The 18173-nt window shown below is 66.8% G+C and carries 17 protein-coding genes and 1 tRNA gene; 8 read left to right on the top strand and 10 right to left on the bottom strand.

Features of this window, described 5'->3' with window-relative positions; all coding sequences use genetic code 11:
• Window positions 1-26: 26 nt before the first annotated feature.
• From ribA to HZY97_RS12645, 4 genes are all read right to left on the bottom strand, one after another.
• A complete protein-coding gene (ribA, locus tag HZY97_RS12660) occupies window positions 27-1070 on the bottom strand; it encodes a GTP cyclohydrolase II (protein ID WP_180144064.1) in 1044 nt (347 codons plus the stop codon).
• Window positions 1067-1849: an exodeoxyribonuclease III gene (locus HZY97_RS12655; RefSeq protein ID WP_180144062.1), complete on the bottom strand. Its 783-nt coding sequence runs from the start codon at window positions 1847-1849 to the stop codon at window positions 1067-1069. The genes ribA and HZY97_RS12655 overlap by 4 nt, the downstream gene beginning before the upstream one ends.
• A 224-nt stretch (window positions 1850-2073) precedes the next feature.
• Window positions 2074-2691: an outer membrane lipoprotein carrier protein LolA gene (locus HZY97_RS12650; RefSeq protein WP_180144060.1), complete on the bottom strand. Its 618-nt coding sequence runs from the start codon at window positions 2689-2691 to the stop codon at window positions 2074-2076.
• 87 nt (window positions 2692-2778) lie between these two features.
• Window positions 2779-5109, bottom strand: a complete 2331-nt coding sequence (locus HZY97_RS12645) for a DNA translocase FtsK (RefSeq protein ID WP_180144058.1) — start codon at window positions 5107-5109, stop codon at window positions 2779-2781.
• Window positions 5110-5241: 132 nt separating this feature from the next.
• Between HZY97_RS12645 and HZY97_RS12640 the strand changes: the two genes are divergently transcribed.
• From HZY97_RS12640 to HZY97_RS12630, 3 genes are read left to right on the top strand one after another with little or no spacing between them, the layout of a single operon-like run.
• Window positions 5242-6459 (top strand): UbiH/UbiF/VisC/COQ6 family ubiquinone biosynthesis hydroxylase, encoded by a 1218-nt coding sequence (locus tag HZY97_RS12640; RefSeq protein ID WP_180144056.1) that lies wholly within the window; start codon window positions 5242-5244, stop codon window positions 6457-6459.
• Between the two features lie 17 nt (window positions 6460-6476).
• Window positions 6477-7106, top strand: coding sequence for a hypothetical protein (locus HZY97_RS12635; RefSeq protein ID WP_180144053.1), 630 nt, complete (start codon window positions 6477-6479; stop codon window positions 7104-7106).
• Entirely contained in the window at window positions 7103-7417 is a 315-nt protein-coding gene (locus tag HZY97_RS12630) for a hypothetical protein (protein WP_180144051.1), read from the top strand. Before HZY97_RS12635 ends, HZY97_RS12630 begins: the two co-directional genes overlap by 4 nt.
• A gap of 4 nt (window positions 7418-7421) precedes the next feature.
• Here HZY97_RS12630 and HZY97_RS12625 read toward each other — a convergent pair whose 3' ends face one another.
• Entirely contained in the window at window positions 7422-8045 is a 624-nt protein-coding gene (locus HZY97_RS12625; RefSeq protein WP_180144049.1) for an LON peptidase substrate-binding domain-containing protein, read from the bottom strand.
• Window positions 8042-8944 (bottom strand): tetratricopeptide repeat protein, encoded by a 903-nt coding sequence (locus HZY97_RS12620; protein ID WP_180144047.1) that lies wholly within the window; start codon window positions 8942-8944, stop codon window positions 8042-8044. The genes HZY97_RS12625 and HZY97_RS12620 overlap by 4 nt, the downstream gene beginning before the upstream one ends.
• A 177-nt stretch (window positions 8945-9121) precedes the next feature.
• On the opposite strand from HZY97_RS12620, the gene HZY97_RS12615 reads away from it, so the two are divergent.
• The 5 genes from HZY97_RS12615 to HZY97_RS12595 all read left to right on the top strand — a co-directional run bounded on the left by HZY97_RS12615 (window position 9122) and on the right by HZY97_RS12595 (window position 14358).
• A tRNA-Gly gene (locus HZY97_RS12615) sits at window positions 9122-9196 on the top strand.
• 133 nt (window positions 9197-9329) lie between these two features.
• On the top strand, window positions 9330-9731 hold the full coding sequence (locus HZY97_RS12610) for a DUF2147 domain-containing protein (RefSeq protein WP_180144045.1): 402 nt from the start codon (window positions 9330-9332) through the stop codon (window positions 9729-9731).
• Window positions 9732-9932: 201 nt separating this feature from the next.
• Window positions 9933-10271 carry a DUF2147 domain-containing protein gene (locus tag HZY97_RS12605; RefSeq protein ID WP_373684356.1) on the top strand — a complete coding sequence of 113 codons (339 nt, stop codon included), beginning with the start codon at window positions 9933-9935 and terminating at the stop codon, window positions 10269-10271.
• A 59-nt stretch (window positions 10272-10330) separates the two neighbouring features.
• Window positions 10331-11131, top strand: coding sequence for a DUF72 domain-containing protein (locus HZY97_RS12600; RefSeq protein WP_180144041.1), 801 nt, complete (start codon window positions 10331-10333; stop codon window positions 11129-11131).
• 266 nt (window positions 11132-11397) lie between these two features.
• Window positions 11398-14358, top strand: a complete 2961-nt coding sequence (locus HZY97_RS12595) for a TonB-dependent receptor domain-containing protein (RefSeq protein ID WP_180144039.1) — start codon at window positions 11398-11400, stop codon at window positions 14356-14358.
• 62 nt (window positions 14359-14420) lie between these two features.
• Here HZY97_RS12595 and HZY97_RS12590 read toward each other — a convergent pair whose 3' ends face one another.
• From HZY97_RS12590 to HZY97_RS12575, 4 genes are all read right to left on the bottom strand, one after another.
• Complete coding sequence (locus HZY97_RS12590; RefSeq protein ID WP_180144037.1) at window positions 14421-15527, bottom strand: CaiB/BaiF CoA-transferase family protein; 1107 nt, start codon at window positions 15525-15527, stop codon at window positions 14421-14423.
• Window positions 15524-16042 (bottom strand): GNAT family N-acetyltransferase, encoded by a 519-nt coding sequence (locus HZY97_RS12585; protein WP_180144035.1) that lies wholly within the window; start codon window positions 16040-16042, stop codon window positions 15524-15526. The genes HZY97_RS12590 and HZY97_RS12585 overlap by 4 nt, the downstream gene beginning before the upstream one ends.
• Window positions 16042-17226 (bottom strand): acyl-CoA dehydrogenase, encoded by a 1185-nt coding sequence (locus HZY97_RS12580; RefSeq protein ID WP_180144033.1) that lies wholly within the window; start codon window positions 17224-17226, stop codon window positions 16042-16044. Before HZY97_RS12580 ends, HZY97_RS12585 begins: the two co-directional genes overlap by 1 nt.
• 89 nt (window positions 17227-17315) lie before the next feature.
• Window positions 17316-18149, bottom strand: coding sequence for a hypothetical protein (locus tag HZY97_RS12575; RefSeq protein WP_180144031.1), 834 nt, complete (start codon window positions 18147-18149; stop codon window positions 17316-17318).
• Between the last annotated feature and the right edge of the window lie 24 nt (window positions 18150-18173).

Genomic DNA, 18173 nt, shown 5'->3' with positions numbered 1-18173 from the left:
GTTGAACTCGGTGTCGAGGAAATACCTCAGAACTGATGCCCGGTGCGGTCGCGCTTGGTCGCGAGATAGCGCTCGTTATGCGGGTTCGGCGGCAGGAAGTGGGGGACGCGCTCGGCGACCTCGATCCCTGCGGCCTCCAGCGCCGCCACCTTCTCCGGATTGTTGGTCAGCAACCGGATCCGTCGCTGGCCGAGCAGCGACAGCATCCTGGCCGCGGTGGCGAAGTTGCGCGCGTCTACCGCGAAGCCCAGCCGAGTATTGGCATCGACCGTGTCGAAGCCCTGATCCTGCAGCGCATAGGCGCGCAGCTTGTTGATCAGCCCGATCCCGCGCCCTTCCTGGCGCAGATAGAGCAGGATGCCCCAACCGCTCGCCTGGATCTCGCGGATCGCCGCCTGGAGCTGTGGCCCGCAATCGCATTTGAGGCTGCCCAGCACGTCACCGGTCAGGCACTCGCTGTGCAGGCGGACGAGCGGCGGATTGCCGTTCGGCTCGCCGATCAGCAGCGCAACATGCTCGCCGGGCATCTCGTCGGTACGGAAGGCGACGATCTCGCTGTCTTCGGCATCGAGCACCGGCAGATGCGCACGCGCGACGATGCGCAGGCGGTCAGCATCTTCGTGTGCGTCGATATCGGCCGGGGTGATTGTCTCCTCGCTGGCAGCGGGACGGACGAAAAAGGCCGGCAGCAGCCCCGCCACCCGAGCGAGCCGCAAAGCAGCGGCGGCCAGTTCGGGCTCGACCAGCGGAATCGCGCGGAAGGGCCCCTTCAAGGGTGTGGCGAGATCGAACTGCGGGTCGGCCAGCGCCGTCGCAGTATCGAAGTCGAGCCAGGGCGCACGCTCGACCAGCACCGGGGCGTCCGGAGTCGCGGCATCGCGCTGGTTGGCGAGCTTGAGCGTCGCCGCGCGGCCGGCGGACAGCAGCAGATCGGCGGTACCCGCTTCATCGAACGCCGCCAGCCGCCGCGCATCGGCAGTCTCCACCGCGAGCAGCGCCAGCTCGCCGATCGCCACGGGCCAGCCGCGGCGCAGCGCGTCGACGGCACGGGCGGCGGCGTGCGCGCTCAAAAGGCGAACTCGGTGATGATCGGGACGTGGTCGGAGGGCTTGAGCCACGAGCGGCACGGCTCGCACACCTTGTGGCTGGTCGCCTTGGCTGCGACGTCGCGGCTCGCCCACATATGATCGAGCCGGCGCCCGCGGTCCGATGCGGCCCAGTCCTTGGCGCGGTAGCTCCACCAGGTGAAATTGCGCGTCGGCGCGGGGATGAAGTGGCGGCCCAGATCGACCCAGTCGTTCGCCGCCTGCAGCCGGCCCAGCGTCTCGACTTCGATCGGGGTGTGGCTGACCACGTCGAGCAGCTGCTTGTGGCTCCACACGTCGCTCTCCAGCGGCGCGATGTTGAAGTCGCCGGTCAGGATCGAGGGGACGTCGAGGCCTTCGGACCAGCCGATCATCCGCTCGAGGAAATCGAGCTTCTGGCCGAACTTGGGGTTCACCTCGCGATTGGGCACGTCGCCGCCGGCAGGGACGTAGACATTCTCGAGTCGCACGCCGTTCGGCAGCCGCACGCCGACATGGCGGGCCTCGCCATTGGCCTGCCAGTCGAACCGGTCGTCCTCGACCACCGGCACGCGCGCGATGATCGCCACGCCGTGGTGCATGCGCTGGCCGTGCTTGATGATGTGGTCATAGCCCATCGCGCGGAAGGCGCCTTCGGGGAAGTCCCCGTCGATCACCTTGGTTTCTTGCAGGCACAGGATGTCGGGAGCCTCTTCGCGCAGGAACTGCTCGACGATCTCGATGCGGAAGCGGACGGAGTTGATGTTCCAGGAGGCGATCTTCATCGCGCCGGATTTAGGGAGTGTTTCGCCCGCGCACCAGTCCAAGTCCATCAGACAAGGAAAGGCCCTCGCTCCGGGGGCATTGGAACGAGGGCCGACCTAGCGTTCGTCACGCAGGCGGGGTGTGAAGATCCCGAGCAACAGGGGGAAAATCCCGGGTACGCCCTCACATCCGCAAGACAGGTTCTATGCCCGGCTACCTGTCGCCAGCATGAACGGTGTTCAGCCTAGCGCGGACCCTGCTTCCGCGGGTCGTTCCAGCGGAACGCTCCGTCGCTGATATTGGCATTGAACTGCTGGTTCGACAGCCGGATCGTCGTGCGGTTGTTCTGCGAATCCAGCGCCACCCAGCCCTGGAGCATCAGCCCGCCGGGCGCCGAGGCGTTCTTCTGGAAGATCATCGTGATCCGGCCATATTCGGGATGGTCCGAATCATGGACCTCGATCGAGACCAGCTGGGGGCTGCCCGTCGGCACCAGCTTGGCGAATTTGGTGATGTCCTTCTTCGGGTTGAGCAGCACCGCCAGCGGCGAATTGCCGATCGGCCAGCGATCAACCTGGCGCACCTGGTAATCGATGAAATAGAGGCTGCGCCCGTCCGCCACGATCAGCTGGGGGACGCCCTTCTGATATTGGAAGCGGATCTTGCCGGGGCGCTTGAGCGTCATCGTGCCGGTGAGCGTGCGGCCGTTGCGGTCGGTCTGCGCGAAACCGGCGGTCATCGAGGTCACGCCCGAGAGATGCTGCTGCACCTGCGCGAGTTCGCCAGCTGCGGGCGCGGCAGCCGCAGAGATCAGCGCAGGCGCTGACAGGGCGAGGCTGAAGGCGAGGGGCCGTGCAAACACGTGTTCATTCTCCAGATTGCGGGGAATGCCCCTGAAGGGCGGGGCTTGAATGTCCCCTGAACCCCCTGAGCCCGCTTTTCGATCCGTTTAGAGCTGCCGCCCGTCGGTATCCATCAGCACTTCGCGGCGGCCGACATGGTCGGGGCGAGAGACCAGCTCGTCCTTTTCCATCCGCTCCACCAGCCGCGCCGCGGAGTTGTAGCCGACGCGCAGCTGGCGCTGCAGCCACGAGGTCGATGCCTTCTGGCTTTCCGCCACCAGCTGGATCGCGCGGCGATAGAGCTGGTCCTCCGGCGAATCGTCACCCTCGGGCGCGCCGTCGAGGCTGAACCCGCCATCCTCGGGCTCCTCGGTGACCGCAGTGATATAGTCGGGCGTCCCCTGCGAGCGCCAGAAATCGGCGACCGCCTGGACTTCGTCGTCGCTGACGAACGGGCCGTGGACGCGGACCAGCTGCTTGCCGCCCGGCATATAGAGCATGTCGCCCTTGCCGAGCAGCTGCTCGGCGCCCTGCTCGCCTAGGATGGTGCGCGAATCGATCTTGCTGGCGACGTAGAAGGAGAGGCGGGTCGGCAAATTCGCCTTGATCACGCCGGTGATGACGTCGACCGAGGGGCGCTGCGTCGCCATGATCAGGTGGATGCCCGCCGCGCGCGCCTTCTGCGCGAGGCGCTGGATCAGGAATTCGACTTCCTTGCCCGCGGTCATCATCAGGTCGGCGAGCTCGTCGACGATCACCACGATCTGCGGCAGCGGCTGCAGGTCAAGCGCCTCTTCCTCGTAGATCGGCTTGCCGCTGTCGGGGTCGTAGCCGACCTGCACCTTGCGCCCGAGCTTCTGGCCCTTGGCCTTGGCCTGGCGCACCTTGTCGTTGAACGAGGCGAGGCTGCGGACATTGGCATGCGCCATCATCCGGTAGCGGTCTTCCATCTGCTCCACCGCCCATTTGAGCGCGCGCACGGCCTTGGCCGGCTCGGTCACCACATCGGCGAGCAGATGCGGAATGTCCTTGTACATGCTCAGTTCGAGCATCTTGGGATCGATCATGATCATCCGGCACTGCTCGGGCGTCAGCCGGTAGAGCAAAGAGAGGATCATCGAGTTGAGGCCCACCGACTTGCCCGAGCCGGTGGTACCGGCGACGAGCAGATGCGGCATTGGCGCGAGGTCGGCGATGACGGGATCGCCGCCGATATTCTTTCCGAGCACCAGCGGCAGCGTCGCGCCCTGGTCCTCGAATGCCTGGCTGGCGATCAGCTCGTGCAGATTGACCGGCTCACGGATAGCATTGGGCAGCTCGATGCCGATCACGCTGCGCCCCGGGATCGTCGCGATGCGCGCAGAGGTGGCGGACATGTTGCGCGCCACGTCGTCGGCAAGCTGGATCACGCGGCTTGCCTTGATGCCGGCGGCAGGCTCGAGCTCATACATGGTGACGACCGGGCCGGGGCGAACCTCGACGATCTGGCCCTTCACGTTGAAATCGTCGAGCACGCTCTCGAGCAGCCGGGCGTTGCGCTCCAGCGCCGCCTTGTCGATCCCGGCATTCTTGTTGACCGGGGGTGCCTTGAGCAGGTCGATCGGCGGAAGCTGATAGCTGTCCTTGAAATCGAGGCTGGTCTGAGTCGGCGGCTTGGTCCGCGCAGGAGAGGGCGCGACCATCCGGTCGGCGATCACCGGGCCGGGGCGATTGTCGGGCACCACGGTCTTGCGCGGCTCGCGGCCCTCGCGGATCTTCGGTTCGGCGACTTCACGTTCGCGCTCGCGCGGCTCGGGCCCGCCGATCAACGCGGTCTTGCCCGGCCCCTTCAGGCTCGGGATGCTCGGCATGCGGATCGCGCGCTCGGGCAGAGTGAAGTCGAGGCTGCGCCACCAGATGAACAGGCCGATCAGCCCGCAGACCAGGCCGAGCCCGCGTCCGGCCCACCAGCTTATGCCCGGGTCGCCGGCAAAGCCGATCGCCCAGTTGAACAGCCCGGCGATGCTGAGCCCGACCACGCCGCCCCAGCCGCCCGCCAGCGAGAGCACCGCATCGGTGGAGAAAAAGGCGAGCGCGGTGGCGACGAAGATCACGCCCACGCCGACGCCGCGGAACATCGTGCCCCAATTGCCCACCGGCCGGTCCTTGAGCAGGCGATAGGCGACGATCAGCCCGATCGGCAGGAACAGCCACACCGCGGGTCCGAGCAGCGCATAGAGCAGGTCGGCGATCCACGCGCCGGGCTCGCCCATCCAGTTGCGCGCCGGGCCTGCCGCGGCGGTGTTGAGCGACGGATCGGTCGGCTGATAGCTGCCCAGCGCGACGCCGAGCGCCAGCACGCCCAGAAACAGGGCGGCTCCGCCGATCACCGCGCCACTGCGGCGCGCGCCGGCCTTCATCGTTTCGCGCCAAAGCGGCGCCTGTGCCCGGGACGCCATGCCCAGCCTCCAGAATTTCAGGGGGTGCGAGCCGGTTAATCGCCTGCCGGGACTCCGCCGTCAAGCGTTCCCGCCACGTTCCGGCGCATCCGTGCCATTGGCAGTCCGTTCGTGCCACGCTACGGCACGCCTATGGATCGCGCAGATGTCCTCATTCTCGGCGGCGGGCTGGTCGGCTCGGCGCTGGCCACCGCGCTCGATGCGCATGGCATTTCCTCGATCGTCGTCGATCCCGCCGATCCGGCGCAGATCCTCGCTGCGAAGCATGACGGCCGCGCCTCGGCGATCGCCAGCGCGCCGATGCGGATGTTCGAAGCGATCGGCGTTGCGCCGCGCCTCGCCGGCAAGGGGTGCCCGATCCAGGGCATCCGCGTCTCGGACGGGCTCGAACCCGGCAAGCTCGATTTCGCGCCGGGCGAAGGCGATGGCGCGCTCGGCCATATGTTCGAAAACCGCATCCTGCGCACCGCGCTCTACGAAGCCGCGGTCGCCGCACCGCTTGCCGATGTGCGCATGCAGACCCGCGCGCTTCACGTGGAACGCAGTGAATTCGGCGTCACCGCGCAGCTCAGCGACGGCACCACCGTCCACGCCCAGCTGCTGATCGGCGCCGAGGGCCGCAACTCGCCGACGCGCGAGGCCGCCAATCTCAGCACCGCGCGCTGGAGCTATGATCATGCCGCCATGGTCGCCACGCTCGGCCACGAGCGCAGCCACGAGAATATCGCCTTCGAGATCTTCTATCCCGAGGGGCCGTTCGCGATCCTGCCGCTGCTCGACGATGAGAATGGCCATCGCTCTGCAGTGGTGTGGACGGTCAACGCCCGCGATGCCGCCGGCATGATGAAGATCTCCGAGCGCGCCTATCTGCACGAGGCGGAGAAGCGGATGGGCGGGTTCCTGGGCAAGCTCGGCCCGCTTACCGCGCGCTTCAGCCATCCGCTGGGCTTCCACCACGCCGCCTGGATCACGAGCGACCGGCTGGCGCTGGTCGGCGATGCCGCGCACGGCATCCATCCGATCGCCGGCCAGGGCGTCAATGTCGGCTTCCGCGACGTTGCCACGCTGGTCGAGGTGCTGGTCGACGGCAAGCGCCTCGGCCTCGACATGGGCGACCCGCAGCTGCTCGCGCGCTACCAGCGCTGGCGCGGGCTCGACACCTTCATGGTCGCCGCTGCCACCGACGGGCTGACCCGGCTGTTCGGCATCCCCGGCAAGACCGCCAGCGCCGTCCGCCGCTTCGGCCTCTCTGCGGTCGACAAGCTGCCGCCCTTGAAGGACTGGTTCATGGCCGAGGCGCGCGGCGAAAGCGGCGATGTGCCGAAGCTGCTGCAGGGAATGACGGTCTAGCTTTTCGGGGGATTGGGATGTCGGTTTTGGTGCTAGCGTTGCTTCTCCAGGCCGTACCCGACGCACCGCTGCCCAAGGGCGCGCTAGTTCAGGTCAAGCCCGGCCCGCAGCGCTTTTTCTATGACGATGCCGAGCGAAAGGGCTGCCCCGCGCGCACCCCTGTCTGCCGGCGCAAGGCCTATGTCCTGCCCGGCGACCAACTCGTCGCCACCGAAGTTCGCGGGAACTTCACCCAAGTCACCTATGTCGCGCCGGGTCGGAGCGACCCAACCAGCGGCTGGATCGAGAGCGATGCTCTGCGCGCAGTTGCGCTACCCGCACCGGCGCCAGGCTCCTGGCTGGGCAGTTGGAAGAGCTGGGACAACGACATCGACATCACGCGCAGCCCGGCTCGCGGCGCGCTTCACATCACCGGCAGCGCATTATGGGGAAGTCGCGACCGCGACAGGGTGGAGCGCGGCGGGGTCCATGTCGGGCAGATCGAAGGCGATGCGACGCCGATCGCCGGCATGCTCACCTACTACAACGACGCGTTCAGCGACGATTGCCAGGTCCGGATCAAGCCGCTGGGCGCGTATCTCGTCGTGACCGACAATAATCGTTGTGGCGGCGCGAATGTCAGCTTCACGGGCACTTATCGGAAATGAGTGATCGCCTTGCCGCGCTGCCCGACTGGAAATTCGCGGTTATCCCGGCCACGCAGCTCATGGCGTGCGTTATTGGCGTCCAGTTGGTGTTCGGCACGCTGCTCTGCACCGATGCGTCAGACCCGGGGCATCGCGCCGCCGCGGTCTTTGTCTGGTGCCTGCTCGCCGCATCGCTGCCGATCGGATTTGTTGCGATCGCGGCGCGCCAGTTGCGGCTGGCCTATCTGATTCTGCTGGCGCTGATGCCGGTTGCCCTGGCGGCGCAGCAATGGCTGCTCGACCGCGGCGTGCTGAGCTGCGACTGGGTCTAGCCCGCTATTGCAGCGTTCCGCCCTCGTCGCCGTCGTGGCGGCCGTAGAATTGCATCAGCTGCACGATCAGCTCGCTGCGCTCCGCCAGCGAATCGGCCTCGAGCAGCGCCTGTTTCGAGGCCACGTCGAACGGCGCAATCTGCGCAATGCCGTTGACCAGCGATTCGTCGTCGAGCCGGCTTACCGCTTCCCAGTCGACCGCATAGCCCAGCCCCTCGGCGAAGCGGCGCGACTCGATTTCCAGCGCGGCGCGCTCGGCGATGGCGAGGATCTCGCTCTCCGCCACGCTCTCCAGCTCGGCTTCGACCTGGCGGAACGGCGTCGTGACGTCGAGCTCGCGCAGGATCGCGAAGCGGGCCAGCCCTTCGAGCACGATGTCGAAACGGCCGTCGTCGAGCGCCTCGACTTCCGCAATCCGGCCGACACAGCCGATCTCGAACAGCCCCGGCGGGGAGTTCGTATCGCGCGGCTGGATCATGCCGATCCGCCGGTCGCGGGCCAGCGCGTCCGACACCATCGCCCGGTAGCGCGGTTCGAAAATGTGGAGCGGCAGGTGCATCCGCGGCAAGAGCAACGCGCCGCCCAGCGGGAACACCGAGAGGCGCGTGGTCTTGCCCGATCCTATCATCCGAACAGGATCGCGGAGAGCTTGCGGCGCTGCGCTGAGACCCAGGGGTCTTCGAGGCCGACCGCTTCGAATAGCTTGAGCAGCCGCTGGCGCGCGGCGCCCTCGTTCCATTCGCGATCGTCCTGCACCATGGCGAGCAGCGTCTCTGCCGCGGCGTCGCGGTCGCCCGAGGCCATCTGGCCGCCGGCGAGCTCGTAGCGCGCTTCCATGTCGCCGGTCGCGGCCTGCGCGGCGAGGCCGGACAGGTCCTCGACCGGAGTCGCTTCCTTCGCCAGCGCGATTGCGGCGCGGGCCTGCTCGATCTCGGCGCCTTTGGCGTCCTCGGGCAATGCAGCGAGCACCGACTCGGCCTCGTCGGCGCGGCCGAGCGCGAGCAATGCGCGGGCTCGGCCGGCGGCGACCTGGACATGCTCGGGCGCCAGTTCTGCGATCTGCTCGAAGATCGAGAGCGCGCGTTCGGCATCATGTTCGGCCAGCGCCTGCTCGCCCATCGCGATCAGCGGCTCGAGCTCAGCTTCCGCCTGCGCTTCGGTGCTGTCCACCGGCAGCTGGCGCAATATCTGGTCGAGCATCGTGCGCAGCTGCGTCTCGGTGCGCGCCGTGCTCAGGTCGGCGACAAGCTGGCCCTGGAACATCGCATAGACCGTCGGGATCGAGCGGACCTGGAACTGGTTGGCGATGAACTGATTCGCATCGACATCGACCTTGGCGAGCAGCACGCCCTTGCCGGCATAATCCTCGGCCACCTTTTCCAGCACCGGGGTCAGTGCCTTGCAGGGGCCGCACCACTCCGCCCAGAAATCGATGATGACGAGCGCGGTCATGGAGGGCTCGACGACGTCGCGGCGGAAGGCGTCGACGGCTTCCTTCTCCGCGGGGGTGAGTCCAAGCGTGGCCAAGGCGCGTGCTCCTGAAATAGGCTAGGTTTAGGTCAGCGCGCTATGTGGGCTTTCGCACGCGATGCGCCAAGCCTCTAAAAAAGTTGCGTCCATGGGGTTGCCCACCCCCAAAGCCGGTGCTAGTGGCCGCGCCTCACCCAGCCCGGAGCGCTCGCCGCCCGGTGCTAGAACGCCAGAGCGGGCGTAGCTCAGGGGTAGAGCACGACCTTGCCAAGGTCGGGGTCGAGGGTTCGAATCCCTTCGCCCGCTCCAGCGTTTCTCGCCGCATTTCATGCGGTTATCCGAGAAACTTCAGAAGCCATTCCCGAAGCCGGATGCTGCGCCCCTGGGCCTACCCTTTTGGATGGGTTGCAACGCCGCGGGCGCAGATGACAGAAGGCGCGCGATGATCGCACGGCTCGTATTGGCGCTCGGCGCCGCTTTCCTCCTTTCCGCTGCCCCGCTTCCGGACGGAATCGAGGGCGTCTGGGCCAATCCGCACAACAGCGTGCACATCCGCTATGAATCCTGCGGCAAGGGCGCGATCTGCGGCACCGTCGTCTGGGCCAGCGACAAGGCGAAGGCGGACGCCAAGCGCGGCGGCACCGACCAGCTGATCGGCACCCCGATCTTCCGCAATCTCTACAAGGACGGCCCGAATCGCTGGAAGGGGAAGGTCTTCGTGCCCGATATCCGCAAGACCTTCTCGGGCACCGTGACGATCGAGGGCGACAAGATGACCGGCCGCGGCTGCCTGCTGCTCGGCGTCGGCTGCAAGGCGCAGACCTGGTCGCGAATCCCGGACTGACACGCACCGGCTGATTCGAGAACGCTGCGTTTCCGAAACGCCCCTTGTCCGGGGCCGCCGCGATTTCCACTTCACCGTGCGTACAGGTTCCAACCGCAAGAAGCCCCCATCATGTTCGGTAAGATTCTCCGGGCGATTCTGCCCGCGCTCGCACTTTCCTCCGCTTTTGCGCTCCCCGCCGCTGCCGGCTCTCCGCCGGACGTGGCGCCGATCGCCAGCGAGTGGCGCAATCCCAGCAACAGCGTGCATGTCCGCATCGACCGGTGCGGCGGCGCAGTCTGCGGCACGATCACCTGGGCCAGCGACAAGGCAATCGCCGACGCCAGGCGCGGCGGCACCGACCAGCTGATCGGCACGCACCTGTTCCGCGATCTCAAGCCCGCCGGCCCCGGCAAGTGGAGCGGCAAGGTGTTCGTGCCGGACATTCGCCAGACCTTCTCGGGCACGATCGAGTTCCAGGACGGCAACAAGATGGTCGGCAAGGGCTGTGTGCTGTTCGGCATCATCTGCAAGGCGCAGACCTGGTCGCGCGTGCACTGATCCGGTTTGGCCGCAGCCTTCGGGCTGGCGGCGCCAACCGGAGCAGCTAGGGTGCCGGCATGAGCATGGCACCCATTCGAGTCGGCATTGGCGGCTGGACCTTCGAGCCCTGGCGGGGCGGCACCTTCTATCCGGAGAAGCTCTCCCAGAAGAAGGAGCTCGAATATGCCTCGCGCCAGCTCACCGCGATCGAAGTCAACGGCACCTACTATTCCACCTTCAAGCCGGCGACCTTCGAAGGCTGGGCGAAGACGGTGCCCGACGGCTTCGTATTCGCAGTGAAGGGCTCGCGCTTCTGCACCAATCGCAAGGTGCTCGCCGAAGCCGGCGAATCGGTCGCGCGGTTCGTCGGCCAGGGCATAGTCGAGCTGGGCGACCGGCTCGGGCCGCTGATGTGGCAGTTCATGGCCACCAAGAAGTTCGACGCCGCCGATTTCGGCGCGTTCCTCGATCTGCTGCCGCGGACCCACGAGGGCGTGCAGCTCCGCCACGCCGTGCAGGTGCGGCATGCGAGCTTCGCGGTGCCTGAGTTCATCGATCTCTGCCGCAACGCCGGCGTAGCGATCGTCTATGCCGATTCGCCGCAATATCCTGCGATCGCCGATGTGACCGGCGACTTCGTCTATGCCCGGCTCGAGGCCGGCCAGGACGAAAACCCCTTTTGCTACCCCGAAGGCGATCTGCCGCGCTGGACCGAGGCGGCGAAGACCTGGGCCGCAGGCGGCCGCCCGGCCGGCCTGCCCTATGTCGAGGACAAGGACCCACCGAGGACCAGTCGCGAAACCTTCATTTTCTTCATCCATGGCGGCAAGGTGCGGGCTCCCGCAGCCGCGCAGGAGCTGATTCGCCGCATCGGTTGAGCAGCACCGGAGCTGCGACAACTGGTTGCATTTGAGCATTTCCGCGCAACATAGTTACAATGTTGCAAAGCAGCAGAAACAAACCAGTCACGATCCGTGCCTTTCCGGCTACAGCCGGGGGCGAAAGTGCGGCGTTCATGCGACTGCTGCTTTACGTGCGATTCCCACGCTCTCATCGATTGCGCCGCGCGTGTCGTTTTGGACGGCATGTGCCGGTTCGTTCCCCCAGGCAATGTGCGCGTGGGGCAGTATGAAAGTAGGGTAACATGTTTACGCGTAATATCGCTCGCACGCTGCGTGCGGGGACCGCCCTGTCGGCGCTCACCCTGGCCACCAGCCTCCTCGCCGTCCCCGCCTTCGCGCAGGACACCGCCCCCACCCCCAGCACCGATCAGACCGCTCCGGCCACGCCGGCGGCCGACGAAGCCCCCGAAATCGTCGTCACCGGTTCGCTGTTCGCGACCAAGGTGACTGCGTCGCCGGTGACCACCGTCACCGCCGAGTCGCTCGACGCTCGCGGCATCACCACCGTTCAGGACGGCCTGCAGCGCCTCGCCGCCAATAACGGCCCGACCCTCACCAACAGCTTCTCGGCCAATGGCGCGTTCGCCGGCGGTGCCTCGGCGATTTCGCTCCGCGGCCTGTCGACCAACTCGACGCTGGTGCTGTTCGACGGCTTGCGCGCCGCTTATTATCCGCTCGCGGATGACGCGACCCGCAACTTCGTCGATCTGAACACGATCCCGGACGACATCATCGACCGTATCGAAGTCCTGAAGGACGGCGCTTCGTCGAGCTACGGCGCCGATGCGATCGCGGGCGTGGTGAACATCATCACCAAGCGCAGCTTCACCGGCATCTCGGCCCGTGCCGAAGCCGGCGTCTCGCAGAACGGCATCGCCGCGACGCAGCGCCTGTCGGTCACCGCCGGCACCGGCGATCTCGATCGCGACGGTTTCAACGCCTATATCAGCGCCTTCTACTATCACGCTGACTCGGTCAGCACGAAGGATCTGCCCTATCCGTTCAACTCGGATAACCAGACCGGCATCGGTGGTCCGAACAACCTGGTGAACGCCGAGAATTTCGCGCCGACCTATGCCGGCTCGAACGTCTATGTCGCGCCGGGCGCGGGCGGCCGCTACCAGCTGCTCCAGAATGGCTGCGTCAACGGCAACCTGACCCAGACCACGGCGGCCCAGCAGGCTGCCGACGGCATGCTGCCGACCTCGATCTGCCAGCAGGACCTGATCAACCAGTATGGCGTGGTTGCGCCGCAGATCGATCGCTTCGGCTTCTCGGCGCATGTCGCCAAGACGCTCGGCGATTCGGCCGAGGCCTATCTCGAAGTGAACTTCCAGCAGTCGCGCAGCCAGTATAGCGGCCTGGCCTCGTCGATCTATGCCAATGCCCCGGCGGGCATCTACTACGCGCCGTATTCGACGCGTGGTTCGGGTGCGGCCTTCGCGGCCGGCTCGGGCGCGCTGACGCTTCCGGTTTATGTTTGCGCCGCGCGCGTGAACTGCACCGCGGCCAACGGCACGCTCAACCCGAACAACCCGTTCGCGGCGACCGGTGACACGGCGACCGTGATCGGCGCGATGCCCAACCTTACTCGCTTCGACGAGACGCGCAGCCGCGTGTACCGTGCAGCGGCAGGCATCAAGGGCAGCTTCGGCGACGACTGGAACTACAAGGTCGACGCGACGGCGATGCACACCGACCTGCGTCGTACCTCGGAAGGCTATATCTACATCCAGCACCTGCTCGATGTGATCGCCGACGGTTCGTACAACTTCGTGAACCCCTCGGCGAACAGCCAGTCGGTGCTCAACTATCTGGCCCCGACGCTCAACGTCGATGCGTCCTCGGATCTCTACCAGATCCAGGCGAGCGTGAATAAGTCGCTGTTCCAGCTGCCCGGCGGCCCGGTGCAGGTCGCACTCGGCGGCTCGCTGTTCTACGAGGCGGTCGATTCGCCGTCGGCAAACAGCGACGTCAACGGCCCGACCGAGCGCTACTTCACGATCAACGCGTTCGGCACCGAAGGCCACCGCACCGTCGCTTCGGCGTTCGGCGAAGTCAGCATCCCGGTGTTCAAGCAGCTCGAGCTCAATGCATCGGGCCGCTACGATCACTATTCGACCGGTCAGAGCACCTTCTCGCCGAAGGTCGGCGCGAAGTTCACGCCGTTCGACATGCTGACGCTGCGCGGCAACTGGTCGCGTGGTTTCCGTATCCCGTCCTTCGGTGAGGCGAACGCGCTGCCGACGACGGGCTATGTCACCAACTCGGCCGGCCTGTTCAACGATGCGTACCTCTCGCAGTACGGTTGCACGGTCGCGACGTTCAGCACCGCCTGCCCGCAGTATCTGCGTACCGCGAGCTATGGTGCCACCACGCTCGCGTCGCCGGATCTGAAGCCGGAGAAGTCGCGCAGCATCACGCTGGGCGCCGTCTTCCAGCCGATGCGCAACGTCTCGCTCTCGGTCGATTACTTCAACATCAAGAAGACCGACGCGATCACCTCGCTCTCCTCGGCAGCGGCCCTCCAGGCCTATTATGCCGGCGAAGCGATCCCGACGGGCTACACGATCATCGCCGACGCGGTTGATCCGGCCCATCCGGGTGCGCTGCCGCGCGTCGCCTATGTGCAGTCGCACTATGTCAACGCGAACACGATGAAGTCGGAAGGCATCGACTTCGGCGCCAATGCACGCTTCCGCTTCGGCGACGTGACCTGGACGTCGAACCTCGACGCCACGCTCCTGCTCGAGCTCAGCACCACGCTGGCCGACGGCACGCGCGAGACCTATGTCGACACGATCGGCAACTACAACCTGACCGCCGGCTCGGGCACGTATCGCTGGAAGGGGAGCTGGATGAACAGCTTCGCGATCGGCAACTACACGCTGACCGGTACGGCGAACTACACCTCGGGCTATGACCTCTCGGCCATGGACCAGGGCAATGCGTATGAGGATTGCGGCCTCGCGCCGTCGCCCGCGTACACGGGTTGCCGCGTGAAGAGCTACTTCACCTTCGACCTCAACGCGACCGCCAAGATCGCCGACAAGTTCACGATCTATGCGAACGTGCTCAACCTGTTCGACCGTCTGCCCGACGTCGATCCGGTCACCTATGGCGCGTATCTCTACAACCCGGTCCAGGCCGGCGAAGGCATCTATGGCCGCCGCTTCACGGTCGGTGCCAAGGTCAACTTCTGATCTTCTGAGGAGAGGAGAAGGGGCGGTTCCGCAAGGAGCCGCCCTTTTTCTATGCGCGGCTTTTAGGGGCGCCGGGGGCTCGGCGTGTCGGCGACCATGCGCTCGCCGTCGATCGTGATCGGCGAGGCGATGCCCGGCACGCCGTCGCGCTCGATCCGCATGCCGCGCGCGATCACCTGCGGGTCGGCGAACACTTCGTCGACCGTGTTGATCGCCCCGGCCGGCACGCCCTCGGCCTCGAGCGCCTCGTAGAGATCGGCCTTGGCCCATTGCCGGATCGCCGCCTCGAGCAGCGGCAGCAGCGTCTCGCGGTGCATCACCCGCTGCGGGTTGGTCGCGAAGCGCGGGTCGGTGCCGTAATCGAGCCCGAGCACCCCGCAGAGCTTCCTGAACTGCGAGTCATTGCCGACCGCGATGATCAGCTCGCCATCCCTCGCGTGGAACGCCTGATAGGGCACCAGATTGGCGTGGCCATTGCCCATCCGGTGCGGCACCTTGCCCGAGGCCATCCAGTTGAGCGCCTGGTTGGCGAGCACGCCGACCTGCGTGTCGAGCAGCGCCATGTCTATATGCGCACCCTCGCCCGAGACGTCACGACGTCGCAGCGCGGCAAGGATCGCCACCGCCGAATAGACCCCGGTGAAGATGTCGGCATAGGCGATGCCCGCCTTTTGCGGCGCGCCGTCGGGCTCGCCGGTCAGCGACATGAAGCCGCCCATCCCCTGGATGATGAAGTCGTAGCCGGCGCGCGGCGCATAGGGGCCGGTCTGGCCGAAGCCGGTGATCGAGCAGACCACCAGCCGGGGGTTGAGCGCCCGCAGCGAAGCCGCGTCGAGCCCATATTTGACCAGCCCGCCGACCTTGTAATTCTCGATGACGACGTCCGCGTCCGCCACCAGCGCGCGCACCGCTGCTTGCCCCTCGGGCGTAGCGATATCTATCGCCTGCGAGGTCTTGCCCCGGTTGCAGGCGTGGAAATAGGCCGCGTCGCGATTCTCGCCCTGCGCGTCATGCAGGAAGGGCGGCCCCCAATGCCGGGTATCGTCGCCTTCGCCCGGCCGCTCGATCTTGATCACCTCGGCGCCAAGATCGGCGAGCAGCTGCCCGCACCACGGCCCGGCGAGGATCCGCGCCAGTTCGACGACCCTGATCCCCTCGAGCGGCTTCATGCCCGGTGGATCTCGTAGATCACATGCGGCTTCATCTCACCCGCCATCAGCCGGTCGACCGTCCCTGGCCGCACCGTCCCGCCGATCTTCTCCATCGCTTTCCGCGAACGGATATTGTCGACCCCGACGGTGAACACCGCGGTGCGTACGAAGCGGAGGATATGGTTGAGCATCAGCCGCTTGATCTCGCGGTTGTAGCTGCCGCCCCAATAGGCGCGCGCCAGATAGGTCCAGCCGATCTCGATCTCGTCGGCCTCGGCTTCCCAATTGTCGAAGCGCGAAGAGCCGATCACCTGGCCCGTCGCCTTGTCGACGATGGTCAGTGCGCCACCACTGGCCAGCCCCGCGTCGAAATAGGCGCGGAACACCGGCTCCTGCCAGCGGTCATGCGCCGGATGGACTTCCCAGACCAAAGGGTCGCTCGCCACCGCGAACAGCGCGTCCCAGTCCCCGGGCGTGCTCGGGCGCAGCAGCACCCGCTCGCCTTCGAGGATCGGTTGCCGCTCGGGCGTCATCAGAACGCCGCGATGCCGGTGATTGCGCGGCCGAGGATCAGCCCGTGCACGTCGTGCGTGCCTTCATAGGTGTTGACCGTCTCGAGGTTGATCGCGTGGCGCAGCACATGGAATTCGGCGGAGATGCCGTTGCCGCCATGCATATCCCTGGCAATGCGCGCGATATCGAGCGCCTTGCCGCAATTGTTGCGCTTGATGATCGAGATCGCTTCCGGCGCCAGCGTACCTTCGTCGAACATCCGCCCGCAGCGCAAAGCCGCCTGCAGCCCGAGTGCGATCTCGGTCTCCATATTGGCGAGCTTCAACTGCACCAGCTGGGTGGCGGCGAGCGGCTTGCCGAACTGCGCCCGGTCGAGCGTGTATTGCCGCGCGGCATGCATGCACGCTTCGGCCGCGCCCATCGAGCCCCAGGCGATGCCGTAGCGCGCGCGGTTGAGGCAGCCGAACGGCCCCTTGAGCCCCTGGACCTCGGGGAGCAGTGCGTCTTCGCCCACTTCCACGCCGTCCATCACGATCTCGCCGGTGATTGAGGCACGCAGCGAGAGCTTGCCCTCGATCTTCGGCGCCGACAGGCCCTTCATGCCCTTTTCGAGCACGAAGCCCTTGATCCCGCCGCCATGCGCCTCGCTCTTCGCCCAGACGACGAACACGTCGGCGATCGGCGAATTGGTGATCCACATCTTCGACCCGGTCAGCCGGTAGCCGCCGTCGATCTTCGCCGCGCGGGTGCGCATGCCGCCCGGATCCGAGCCCGCATCGGGCTCGGTCAGCCCAAAACAGCCGATCCATTCGCCGGTCGCCAGCTTGGGTAGGTACTTCCGCTTCTGTTCTTCGGTGCCATAGGCATTGATCGGGTGCATCACGAGCGAGCTCTGCACCGACATCGCCGAGCGATAGCCCGAATCGACCCGCTCCACTTCGCGCGCCACCAGGCCATAGGAGACATAGCCCAGGCCCGCGCCGCCATATTCCTCGGGGATCGTCGCGCCGAGCAGCCCTAGCGCGCCCATCTCGGACATGATCTCGCGGTCGAAATGCTCGTCGAGATAGGCGCGGGTCACGCGCGGCAGCAGCTCGCCCTGCGCATAGTCGCGCGCGGCATCGCGTACCATCCGCTCCTCATCGGTGAGCTGCGCATCGAGCCCGAAGGGATCCGCCCAGTCGAACCGGCCCATCTCTGCCATTTTCCTCGTCCTTCTTTCGCTACTCAGCCGTCCTAACGGCTCCGCATCCCGATACGTGTCGGGATGCCTTCATGGGGTATGCGGTGCGGCTATCCTGCCTGGGGGGCAGGAGCCGGTGGCGGCAGGTCCATCGCCGCGCGTTCGATCTCGGTGAGCGCGGTGCGGGCCGCGACATAGCGGCGTGCGGCGCCGGTCCAGCTCTCGGCCAGCGATACGCCGGGCATATGCGCCACTTCGGCCAGCGCCGCCTCGACGTCGCCGCGGTCGAGCGCGCGCCGCGCGCGGCGCAGCCGCTCGGCGGGCAACGGGCTCGGCGTGTCGGCCTGACGCAGTACCACCAGATTGCCGAGCATCCGGCGCACCCGGTTCCACAGGCTGTCGCCCGGATCATTGGCCAGGCGCGGCCCCAGTGTGTCGAGCGCCAGGCGCAGATCCTCGAGCGTCACCGGCTGCGCTGCGGCGCGCAGGATCGCTGCCACTGCCTCATTGTTGCGCTCGCCGAAGCGTGCCCGCAGCTGGCCGTCGAGCGCCCCCAGCGGCTGGCCGCGTTCGATCGCGCGGCGGGTGGCAAAGGCCACCATCATCCGCTCGGCGCGGGTCGCATAGCTCGCGGCACTCCGCGAACTGGCGTCCGCATCCTTCATGCGCAGCTCGATCTGGTCGAGCTTGCCCGCCAGCGTGGTCTCGCGTGCGGCCAGCGTCGCCAGGTCGGTGCCGGGCGGCAGTTGCGGGATCGTTACCTGCGCGCTCGCGCTCGGGCTGGGCATCGGCACCGGCGCCGGATCGCGGGACGAAAGCCCGCCCGCCAGGCCGAAGGCGCCAAAGGTCACGCCGACTCCGCCGACAAAGGCGATCGTTCCAATCAGGCTGGCACTGCGCCACCAGGGCACGCGCGGCGGCGGCACGAGGGTCTCGTCGCTCATGCGCCCTTATTCGCCGCGCCAAAG

Origin of the sequence: Sphingomonas sp. R-74633 (genome assembly GCF_013416555.1) — a bacterium.
In the GTDB taxonomy this organism is placed as follows: Bacteria; Pseudomonadota; Alphaproteobacteria; order Sphingomonadales; family Sphingomonadaceae; genus Sphingomonas.
This window is presented reverse-complemented; position numbering and strand designations above follow the sequence as displayed.